The sequence below is a fragment of the Shouchella rhizosphaerae genome, assembly GCF_900142675.1.
GTDB lineage: Bacteria > Bacillota > Bacilli > Bacillales > Bacillaceae_D > Shouchella > Shouchella rhizosphaerae.
Genome location: NZ_FRBS01000007.1, coordinates 231680 through 242839 on the forward strand (window position 1 = coordinate 231680; position 11160 = coordinate 242839).

Here is an 11160-nt window from a genome sequence, read left to right on the forward strand (position 1 = left end):
TTGAAATTTTTTAATGCCCCTTGTCTAACTAATCTTGTTTTAGGCTCTTGGCATACTTGTATCAAATGACATAGAGGTTTTTATTGTTTTTGTCCTCATACTAGTCACTTTTGCACTGTTGCCTCATACTTTATCGAGCTGTCAATAAAAAGAGCATGCGCCTATCTTGGTACATGCTCTAATCGACGAAAGGACCGTTGCCCATCGTATATAAATACTACCTAATGAAAGGTTTTACTTCCTTTGCTAACGCATCTTGAAGCCACATGGGGTGCATAGGAAGAAGGTTGCTTGGTAAATCATCACAGTCAAAATAATTCGCATCTAATGTTTCGTTGCTTGTTTTGATTAGTGCTCCGCCTACAACCTCGCATTCAAAACATGAGGTGATAAACTGGCTTATCTTCCCGTTTGGATAAGAGAAAACTTGAGAGGAAGGCTCTGAATAAATTCCAATTAACTTATTCACTTTTACCTCCAACCCGGTTTCCTCGCAAATTTCTCTAATAATCGCTTCTTCGACGGTTTCTCCTGGTTCAACATGACCTGAGGGAATACCCCATAATCCATTATCGAGACGTTTAATGAGGAGAACTCTCTGTTTTTTATCAAAAATAATGCCCGCTACTCCTGCCTTGATATTATCGGGCCAAGAAAAGGAAGGAGTGACTGATGGTTTTATGTTGATATTGTCGTCAAATAGACTCTTTAGATGAGGCACGACAACATCTGGGTTACGCAAATCTCTTGCTGAAGGATGTGGTTTAAAATCGTTGTCCGCTATTAAAATAGCTGGTATTCCTGCCTGATGCGCTCCTAAAATGTCGGTATAAGGAGTATCGCCTATCATTACTGTTTGAGAAGACGGGTGAAAATCACGAAGCGCCTCCTTAAACATATGAGGATAGGGCTTCCCCATAACCAAAGGCTCTTTTGCTGTTGGCACACGTAACGCTTCCACGATGGCCCCTACGGCAGGTGAAGGACCTTCGGGTGTCGGAAAGGTTTTGTCCGTATTTGTAGCAATGAATGTGGCCCCTTTTTCAATCATGCTTGCTGCCTTTTTGATGTCATGAAAAGACACCTGGTCGTCCCATCCAACAACGACTGCATCTACATCTACTTGGTCCTGTATATCAATACCAGCCTGTTGACATTCCCATTTTAAATTTTGATCACCTAAAACAAAGGCCGTTTTGATGTTCTCCTTACTGAGGTATTGGGCCGTCACCCAACTAGAGGTGATAATTTCGTCGCAGCTTGCTTCTATACCTAAAGTACGCAATCGTTTTGCTGTTTTTTCTCGTGTGGTACAAGGGTTATTTGTTAAAAATCGAATGCCCTTTTGTTTTTTTCGTAATCGTTGAAGCGACTCTACGGCCTCAGGAAGTGGGTCTGGTCCTATATAGACGACCCCATCTAAATCAAATAAAAATACATCAAACTTATCGGCAATCATCATTTATCTCTCCTTGCAAGCTGTTGTTACGGAAGGGGTTAAAATAGAGGGAAGTTCTACCTCTGTTCCCATAAAGGGCAATGAAAGTCGCGTATGATCAGACCTTCTTCCTTGTTTTTATAAAACGTTTCTCCCCGCGTTATACATCAAGGATACTAGAATTGAGTATATCATGATAGGCTTCAAACTTACTGGGAGTCTGTGCTTTGGACGACGGTTTCATCGCTTATTCGTGTTAGTATAGGGATGTGCGTATCTTTAAGGCTATTGGTTACGTAAGTAAGACTGATAAACTACAAGAATAGCAACTACAGGCGAAGTCATTTAAAGTGTAGGGGAAAAAAGCGGAAAAATCTTAGAATGGTGGGATACGAATGCGTGAAAAAATAACAAGAAAAAACCCCGCAAGTGTGCCAGCACCAGTGGGCAACTATACGCATATTACAAAGATTCCTAGAAATGCAGAGTTATTTGTCACATCCGGTCAAGTTGGCGTCGATCAACAAGGGCAATTCCCGAGCAATATGAATGACCAAGTGCGCAATACGTTCTCGAATGTGAAAGCAGTGTTGGAATCTGAAGGGCTACGTGCTGAAAATATTATAAAGGTCAACATATGGGCGACTGAGCAAATCGATTGGGATTTTTTATATGCAGAGTGGGATCGGCTGTTTGAAAAGGAGTATCCAGCGATGACCATTGGGTACCTTGCGGAGTTAGGACTACCTGAGATTAAAATTGAAATCGAAATTTGGGCAGCTAAAGTATAACTATTAAAGGGGGAGCGTTCTGTCCCCCTTTTTATGCTTTAAAAAAGGAAACAACCCTCTTACCCTTTATCCATTCACTTCCTTCTAAGCGTCATCGCCCTTCTAGTATCCATTCAACGTAATCCAAGTTAGACCATTCGTTTTTACATTTATAAGTTTTCCTCTGCGTAAAGTATTTAGGCTATATGAGCAAAATCGCCTATTGTTTAGAAATGGAAAGCGCATATTTTCCTAGCTATAGGAAAATATACGGATATAGCGTCTATGTCATTCCTATTATACAGTGATGACATAGGAAGGTGGTGGTTAGATTGCATAAAAAGCGTAATCAATTAATTGACTTTCTATTGAACCAAAATCGAGAATATGTATCCGCTTCCGCGTTGGCTGAGATCTTAAATGTCACGGACCGCACGATTCGCAACTATATTAAGGATATTAATGAAAGTTTTAGTGACATCGCCATTATTTCATCGCCGCAAGGCTATAAACTTCTCAAAGATGATAGCCAAATTGATCAAGAGCGAGTCGGCTCAACGAATAAAGAAATGGAAGAAGTGCTTCTGGAATTTGAAATTATCCAGTTCTTAATGAATGAGGATCGGTACACCACATACGACGAAATTGCCGATCAGTTTTATTATTCTCCGCAGACGATTCGCAGTCGAATGCAACGGCTTACAATGAATATTGACGCTTTAGGAATCGATGTTTCCATAGATACAAAAGTGTTTAAAGGCATGAAATTGATTGGGACGGAAATGCAAAAACGAATTTTGTTGGAAAGTTTTTTTACGTCCATTTCTGTAAAGAAAGAGATGTTCAAGGATTTTGTCATCAATGGATTCCGGTCATGGGTGAAGCCAGAAACGATTGAAAGTGTTTTTAAAGTGGTGGATGAAATTAATAAAAATCACCAGCTTAACATGGAGTTCTCGATTTACAAAAAACTGACTACTCAATTGATTATTATTATCCATCAAATCAATGCTGGTCATTTTGTCGCTATTCAAGATACAGAGCTGGTGAATTTGACAGACTTCAAGGAATTTGAAGTCGCAGAAGCGTTTCGGTCTCAGTTGCATGAATTCGTCTATATCACAGACGATGAAGCGATTTTTCTTGTCAATTATTTAATATCGTTACAGTTAGACTTAGACGATGCCAAAATAAAAAACAAGAACCCAGAAGTGATAGGCAAAATTGAAGAGATTTTACGTCAAGTGGAACAGGTCTACCAAGTTCCTACTTATTCACAGACAAGGTTTAGAAATAACATTTCCAATCACATTTATCGAATTATCAATCCTGCTTCACATAATTTGCTTATCTATAACCCGTTTGTGAAAGAAACGAAAGCAGAATATTTTTTCTCTTTCAGTATTGCTTCTAATATTGCTCTACAAATTGAAAAAGAATTTGCTGTCGAAATTCAGGACAGTGAAATTGCTTATTTAGCCTATCATATTCAAGTCATTCTCGATTCACAGGATAAAAAGAGGAAGAAATTAAAAACCATCATTCTTTACAGTAGAAGCTATGAGCGGACAAAGCTTATTGCTTCTAAAATTGCAACCTATTTTGATGAACTAGACATTTGCAAAATCGAAAAATGCTCGACCGATTATGTATTTGACCATTCCTATTTATACATTGGCATCAATCTAGCATTTACACCACAAACGACTGCGAATTTCATTATGATTCAAAATGGCTTTCAAAGCATTGATATAAAGAAAATTCGTTTCTTCCTTGAAGCCCAGAATTCGATTATTGAGGACGCGGCGATTCACTGGATGAATGAGAATAGCCCTGAAGAAGCGATCCGCCACTTGCTTACGCTAAATGGCCAAGAGCATTACTATGAACCAACGATGAAAAGGGAGAGCATGTCTTATACGTCGATAGGCAACTTAGTGGCTATTCCTCACCCTTATTTTGAAATGGAAGAATATAAAGAGAGGGTGATCATTGGCGTTAATCAGAAAGCGATCCAGTGGGGGAATGAGCTAGTTCAACTGATTATCATTTACATTCCCTCTTCCGATATTGAACGGAATGAATACGCTTTTACAGAGTTTTTTCAGAAGACCAAGAGAATCGAACATGTACGAGAGCTTCTTCATACAGAACAGAAAACAGAATTTATCAAAGTTTGGAATCAGATTTAACCAATAAGGAGAGAAAATCGATGTTAATGAATATGAAAGAATTGTTAGCTATAGCATACGAACACCACTTTGCAGTAGGTTCCTTCAATGTCGCAAACAGTGAGTTTGTACGAGTCGTTGTCGATTCAGCCGAAGAAAAAAATGCCCCTGCCATCATCCAAATCCATCCGAATGAAATTGAGTTGCTTGGCGATGAATTTGTGGCCTACGTCCGGGAAAGATGCAAAAACGCAAAAGTGCCAATGGCGATCCATCTTGATCACGGCGCTTCTGTCAAAGATGTGATGAGAGCGATTCGAAATGGGTTTACGTCAGTGATGATTGATGCCTCACATGCCTCGTTTGCCGACAATATCGCGATTACGAAGGAAGTCGTCACACTTGCACATCATGTAAATGTTTCCGTAGAAGCTGAATTAGGGACAATTGGATCAAATGAAGGAAGCTCTGAAGGCGGGGCTGACGAAATATTGTATACAGACGCTAACGACGCAAAAACATTTGTTGAAGATACAGGGATCGATACGTTGGCGATTGCGATTGGTACTTCTCATGGTCAATATAAGCACGCAGGCAAACCAGAGTTAAAGCTAGACTTGCTCGCTGAAATCAACGAAAAAGTAGGAATTCCTCTTGTCCTTCATGGAGGAAGTGACAATAAAGATGAGGAGATTTCGCAAACCTATCTTCATGGCGTAGCAAAAATCAATTTATCGACAGACATGAAAAGTGCTTTCTTTGAAGAAATGCGGCGTTTCTTAACGGCTAACCAAAGTGCTTATGAACCAGACGTGATTATGCCAAGTGCGCGGAAAGCAGCTCAACAAGTTGTAAAACAAAAAATGGATTTATTTAATTCGACAAATAAGGCACACCTCTATTTTTGCTAAACTCATACACTTAAAGGAGGGAATAACGTGAAATTGGTCGATATTTTAACGCGTGATAATGTAATTTTGAACCTTCAAGGGAATAGCCAGACAGCTGTTATTGATGAGTTAGTCGATAAATTGGCACAAAACGGCCTTACTGATAACCCGGAAGCATTCAAAAAAGCGATTTATAAAAGAGAGCAAGAAATTTCGACGGCAGTCGGCTATGGCGTTGCGATTCCACACGCAAAATCTAGCACTGTGCCGGAACCGACAATTGTAATGGGGCGGACACTGCAAGGAATTGATTTTGGCGGGCAACATACGAATTTAATCTTTATGATTGCTGCGCCGGAACATGCTTCAAATGAACATTTAGCGCTCTTGTCTAGACTTTCAACCTTTTTAATGAGTGAAACGTTTAGAGCAAAGCTCCTTGTCGCTACATCAGTAGATGAGGTGATGAAAGCGATTGAGGAACAGGACCACTTACAGGAAAAGGATACAACTGACGAAGCAGACTCAGGAAAATATTTAATCGGAATTACGGCATGTATGACTGGAATTGCCCACACCTATATGGCGGCAGAATCATTAAAGGAAGCAGCCGAAAAACGGGGCATGAAAGTGAAAATTCAAACCAATGGCGCAAATGGCCCTGAAAACAAACTAACAGCAGCCGATATTCAGAAAGCAGACGCCATTGTCGTTGCACACGATGTACGAGTTGATACTTCTGCATTACAAGGCAAACGTTTTGTTGATGTACCTGTGAAGAAAGCGATTAGTGATGCAGATCATTTAATTGACCAAGCACTTTCCTATCGTATTCGGGATGAAAAGGTTGAGCAAGCCGTACAGAAGCAGGAGCCAGAGTTAGAAGAAGAAAAAACAGGATTGAATTTTTACAAGCATATTATGAGTGGGGTTTCGTATATGATCCCATTCGTTGTAGTAGGTGGCATTTTTATCGCGATTTCCTTTATGTTTGGCATTTATGCGGCAGATCCTGAAAGCGATCAATACAATGTGATTGCCCATTTCTTTAGTCAGGTCGGTGGAGAAGCGGCGTTTGCATTGATGGTTCCTATTCTGGCTGGGTTTATTGGCTACAGCATTGCCGACAAACAAGGGTTAGCCCCAGCCATGATTGGTGGCATGGTTGCTACAATCGGAGGCTCTGGTTTCCTCGGTGGTATGATAGCTGGCTTTGTAGGCGGTTTTGCTGCTAAATTTATTGGCAAGGCAATGGCCAAAATACCGAAATCTTTTCAAGGTTTAGTGTCTGTTTTAATTGTTCCATTATTAAGTACGTTAGTCGTTGGCGCGTTTATGTTCTTTATCTTGAACACCCCTATGTCTATGCTCAACCAATACTTGGAAGCTGTATTAAAAGGTCTTACTGGCATAAATGCGGCACTGTTAGGCGCTTTATTAGCCGGTATGATGGCTTCGGATATGGGCGGGCCGATTAATAAAACGGCTTCTGCCTTTGGGCTAGCGATGTTTGCTGCCAATATTTTTGAACCTTCTGCAGCGTTGATGGTTGGCGGAATGGTCCCGCCCCTTGGAATTGCGCTGGCGACAACAATCTTTAAGAATCGCTTTACGATTCAAGAAGCAGAAGCAGGAAAAGCAAGTTATGTCTTGGGAGCAAGCTTTATTACCGAAGGGGCAATCCCTTTTGCCGCTGCTGATCCATTAAGAATCATTCCGGCAAATATTATCGGTGCTGCAGTAGGCGGTGCATTGTGCATGGCGCTGGATATTTCATTAAAGGCACCTCATGGCGGTATTTTTGTGATCCCGATTGCAAGTGATAAACCATTATTATACGTTGGTTGCATCTTGCTTGGGTCGATCATTACATGCTTGATCATTGGCTTTTTGAAAAAACCAATTCCTGAGAAGGACCGAAACAACGTCAAAAAAATGAGCAGTGTTCTTTAAGGCATCAGTTGTGCCATTAATAGAGGGCAGGACGCTCGGACAAGCGTTTTGTATCGAGGGTTTCATTAAGATTGAATGATGAGACTACACTGGTTTCTGGATTAGCCTTTGGGAGTATGAACCTCCTTGGTTGAGTGGAAAGTCAATCTTCCTTTCACGCCAAGGGGGCTTTTTTTATTTAAACGCACATCCCGAGCGGGGTATTAAGGTAAGATATAAAAAAGCCAATGACATGTAACTTTAAGCGAATGAAAGTCTTGCAGAAAGGGAAGAGGGTATAAAAATAAGAATAAAATAGAAGATCGGAGGAGAGTACATTGCGAAGCGAACAAGAAATGATGGCGCTGTTTTTAGATTTTGCGAAAAACGATGAGCGAATTCGCTTAGTCACGTTAGAAGGGTCACGTACAAATAAAGCGATCACTCCTGATAAATTCCAGGATTACGATATTTCTTACTTTGTAACGGATATCGACTCGTTTAAAGAAAATGACCAGTGGCTTGATCCATTCGGAAAAGCAATAATGATGCAAAAGCCAGAGGACATGAAGCTTTTTCCGCCTGAATTAGGCAATTGGTTTTCTTATATTATTCTTTTTGAGGATGGCAACAAATTGGATTTAACCCTTATTCCTCTCAACGAAGTCAAAGATTACTTCTCTCAAAGTGATGGCCTAGTTGAGGTTTTGCTTGATAAAGATCGGCTCGTCAAAAACGAAATCGTTGCTGATGATCGCCACTATTGGCTAAAAAAGCCAACAGAAAGAGAATTTGATGATTGTTGCAATGAATTCTGGATGGTTTCCACCTATGTGGTCAAAGGATTAGCCAGAAAGGAAATCCTCTTTGCTATCGACCATTTAAACGGAATTGCTCGGCCTAACTTGTTGAGAATGATGGCTTGGTACGTGGGCTCAGAGCGAGGATATACGTTTAGTGTGGGGAAAAATTATAAATTTATTGATCGCTATCTTCCTAAAGAGGATTGGGAAGCACTGCTTTCGACTTATTGTGAGAAGGGCTACGCAGAAACGTGGCAATCTTTATTTACTTGTTATGAGCTTTTTAGAAAATACTCGAAAGGATTGTCGGCCAGTCTTGGCTACAACTATCCAGATTACGACGAAGCGATTACAGCCTATTCTGCTAGTATCTACGATTCACTGCCATAAACTTGTTTATTCTTGAAGCGGATATTGAAAAAGCGCTAAGAGGGTATCATGATGAGAGTGAGCATGGATGGAGTTTGATGTTTAGTGGGCTCAAAGAAATGCTCGAAACGGAGAATATTAGCGACAAAATGTAAGGACGAAAAACCGCCGATAGCTAGCGGGCAAATCCGCTGGCTTCCCTTGAATGGTCAACTACTTGATCTTTCAAATTCAATAAACTTCAATTACAATAGCAATGCATAGACAATTTCATATGGAGATGATTCGTATTGAGCGAGCCAAATATGCGTATCACACTAGCGGTAGGGCCAAATTGTGAATTGGAAGCATTCTCCTTACGGTCTGTCCTTGAGTATTATGGAGCGCGTGTACATATGCACTGGATAGGGAGGCCCAATGACTTAGTTGGCATTTTATCAGGAAAAACAAGGGACAAAAGCGAATATCTAATTTTATGTTTTCATGGAGAAGAAGGGCAATTTATATTGCCAGAATTGGCTGAAGACGTTTATGAAGAAAATGAACATCGTTCCTGTTTTTTCGGAGCCGCACAAGTGTTGCAGCATGCACATCTAGAGGGCGTTCACGTTGTGGCTACAGGTTGTACTTTAGGAGATAAAAAACTAGCAGAAGCGTTTAAACACGGCAAAGCGGAATCATACATTGCGCCAAAGGATGATGTGGATGGAAATGCTTCTCTTCTATTCGTGTTAATGTTTATGTATGAACTAATAAATAATAGTAGTACAGAAAGGACAGCTTTTGAGCGAGCGCAAGCAATTGATGATGAAACGGGTTTATATCAATTATTCTTTTAGTAGCTAACGAGGCAGGTTTTGGCCTTCTGTATAATTTACTTATAAAAGATGGAACGTGAGGGGAAACGAAGGAAATGGGTTATGTAATCGGTTATATGGTTGGTAGATTGTTAGGGGCATGTTTGATTGCATTATTGATCACATGGCTATGCGGACTCGTGTACCGTGCCATTAAAAAGAAAAAAATGCCTAAGTTTTGGCTGCTATTTGCTATTTTGGCTGTTGCTGTTTTTATCTTATCAACGATTGGTGCACTTGCACAGCAGTAATAGAACTAAGAAGTAAAGCCTAGTTTGTTCCTTTCTTTCCTTTGTAGCTTGGATAGGCATATATGCATACAAATGTAAGATAGTATGCGATGTGAAAGGAAGAGAAGATGAACGACTATAAGCGATGGGCTTTTCAGCAATGCCCACAACAAGCTGTGTGTTACAGGCAATTTCCCCCGGTTGATACGACTGAATTGACGGAGTCTGTTCATCAGTTTGAGTTTTTGCTTAAACAGGGCCAACTCCTGTTGCACCAATTAGGAAATCGGCCATTTGCGAAGCATTTAATGGAAGCTGCGCAAAAGAGCGACAACCTAACCGTGCAGCACATGATTCAATCTGTTCCAGGGTTAACGGCTGTCAACGACATTAAGTTTTCACCAACAGGCATTGTATTCCAGCTAGCGTCTCCGGTCATTAGTGAAGGCGGCAATTGCTGCGCAATGTCAATTGTCCTTAAATGGGGATAATGTTTACTGTGGTTCTAAGTTTAATCTCATAGTGTCAAGCAATAGAGGCTAGGGAAGGCTTATGCTTAAATAACGGCAGGAAAAGCCTTCCACTTTTTTGTTTAAATCATAATAAAAACTATGATATTCGTAGATCCATATAAAATGTGGTATAATAACAGTTAGTGTTACGGTTGCGTTGTAATAAATATTTTTTAAAAAAGTATTGTCTATGCAGAATGATTATGCTATATTATTACTTGTCGCTGGCGAGCTAGCGAAAACAATTTAATGACAACAAGCGCTCGTAGCTCAACTGGATAGAGTACTTGACTACGAATCAAGCGGTTAGAGGTTCGAATCCTCTCGGGCGCGCCATTGCGGGAAGTAGCTCAGCTTGGCAGAGCACTTGGTTTGGGACCAAGGGGTCGCAGGTTCAAATCCTGTCTTCCCGACCATCTGTAACGTCAAATGTCTTACATTAAATATGCGGGTGTAGTTTAGTGGTAAAACCTCAGCCACGAGCGAAACATCTGCGAATAGTCTCCGAGTTGCCTTGACGCATCAACATCGCTGAATAAGCGAGCAGAGGAAGAGGCATGGTGTTCGGGACAGGGATTAATAGGGAATTGCTTAATAAAATATGCGGGTGTAGTTTAGTGGTAAAACCTCAGCCTTCCAAGCTGATGATGTGGGTTCGATTCCCATCACCCGCTCCATAATCAATGTTTTAGTAGATTGTGATTTTCTGGGCCTGTAGCTCAGCTGGTTAGAGCGCACGCCTGATAAGCGTGAGGTCGGTGGTTCGAGTCCACTCAGGCCCACCATTATGAAAAAAGTAGTTGACTTTTTCGGTGGGAATTTGTATGATAGGAAAGTCGCTAAAAAACGACTGACAAACGAGTCCTTTGAAAACTGAACAAAAGCCAAGCGTAAAAGAGATACAAGGTATCTCGTCAATCATAGTGAGCCACAACTTCGGTTGTGCAATGAGCAAGTCAAACTTTTTAACGGAGAGTTTGATCCTGGCTCAGGACGAACGCTGGCGGCGTGCCTAATACATGCAAGTCGAGCGGACAGAAGGGAGCTTGCTCCCGGACGTTAGCGGCGGACGGGTGAGTAACACGTGGGCAACCTGCCCCTTAGACTGGGATAACTCCGGGAAACCGGAGCTAATACCGGATAATCCCTTTCTCCACCTGGAGAGAGGGTGAAAGATGGCTTCGGCTA

9 protein-coding genes, 4 tRNA genes and 1 rRNA gene are annotated in these 11160 nt (G+C 41.0%); 13 read left to right on the top strand and 1 reads right to left on the bottom strand.

Going from position 1 to position 11160, the window contains the following annotated elements; translation table 11 throughout:
* Window positions 1–217: 217 nt before the first annotated feature.
* On the bottom strand, window positions 218–1459 hold the full coding sequence (locus tag BUC05_RS19430) for an HAD-IIA family hydrolase (protein ID WP_035204928.1): 1242 nt from the start codon (window positions 1457–1459) through the stop codon (window positions 218–220).
* Between the two features lie 374 nt (window positions 1460–1833).
* Here BUC05_RS19430 and BUC05_RS19435 point away from each other — a divergent pair, with 374 nt between their 5' ends.
* The 13 genes from BUC05_RS19435 to BUC05_RS19500 all read left to right on the top strand — a co-directional run.
* Window positions 1834–2229: a RidA family protein gene (locus BUC05_RS19435; RefSeq protein ID WP_073305758.1), complete on the top strand. Its 396-nt coding sequence runs from the start codon at window positions 1834–1836 to the stop codon at window positions 2227–2229.
* A gap of 302 nt (window positions 2230–2531) precedes the next feature.
* On the top strand, window positions 2532–4400 hold the full coding sequence (locus BUC05_RS19440) for a BglG family transcription antiterminator (RefSeq protein WP_244153327.1): 1869 nt from the start codon (window positions 2532–2534) through the stop codon (window positions 4398–4400).
* A gap of 20 nt (window positions 4401–4420) precedes the next feature.
* Window positions 4421–5290: a ketose-bisphosphate aldolase gene (locus BUC05_RS19445; protein WP_073305760.1), complete on the top strand. Its 870-nt coding sequence runs from the start codon at window positions 4421–4423 to the stop codon at window positions 5288–5290.
* 27 nt (window positions 5291–5317) lie between these two features.
* Window positions 5318–7222: a PTS fructose transporter subunit IIABC gene (locus tag BUC05_RS19450; RefSeq protein WP_073305761.1), complete on the top strand. Its 1905-nt coding sequence runs from the start codon at window positions 5318–5320 to the stop codon at window positions 7220–7222.
* Between the two features lie 317 nt (window positions 7223–7539).
* Entirely contained in the window at window positions 7540–8394 is an 855-nt protein-coding gene (ant(6), locus tag BUC05_RS19455) for an aminoglycoside 6-adenylyltransferase (protein WP_035204920.1), read from the top strand.
* Window positions 8395–8663: 269 nt separating this feature from the next.
* Entirely contained in the window at window positions 8664–9212 is a 549-nt protein-coding gene (locus BUC05_RS19465) for a delta-aminolevulinic acid dehydratase (RefSeq protein WP_073305762.1), read from the top strand.
* A 74-nt stretch (window positions 9213–9286) separates the two neighbouring features.
* Window positions 9287–9481 carry a DUF8167 domain-containing protein gene (locus BUC05_RS19470; protein WP_073305764.1) on the top strand — a complete coding sequence of 65 codons (195 nt, stop codon included), beginning with the start codon at window positions 9287–9289 and terminating at the stop codon, window positions 9479–9481.
* Window positions 9482–9588: 107 nt separating this feature from the next.
* Window positions 9589–9951, top strand: a complete 363-nt coding sequence (locus tag BUC05_RS19475; RefSeq protein WP_073305766.1) for a YuzC family spore coat inner layer protein — start codon at window positions 9589–9591, stop codon at window positions 9949–9951.
* A 280-nt stretch (window positions 9952–10231) separates the two neighbouring features.
* Window positions 10232–10308: transfer RNA gene (locus BUC05_RS19480), tRNA-Arg, on the top strand.
* Between the two features lie 3 nt (window positions 10309–10311).
* Window positions 10312–10388, top strand: a tRNA-Pro gene (locus BUC05_RS19485).
* 187 nt (window positions 10389–10575) lie between these two features.
* Window positions 10576–10649: transfer RNA gene (locus BUC05_RS19490), tRNA-Gly, on the top strand.
* 31 nt (window positions 10650–10680) lie between these two features.
* A tRNA-Ile gene (locus BUC05_RS19495) sits at window positions 10681–10757 on the top strand.
* Between the two features lie 180 nt (window positions 10758–10937).
* A 16S ribosomal RNA gene (locus BUC05_RS19500) occupies window positions 10938–11160 on the top strand; the annotation flags it as partial.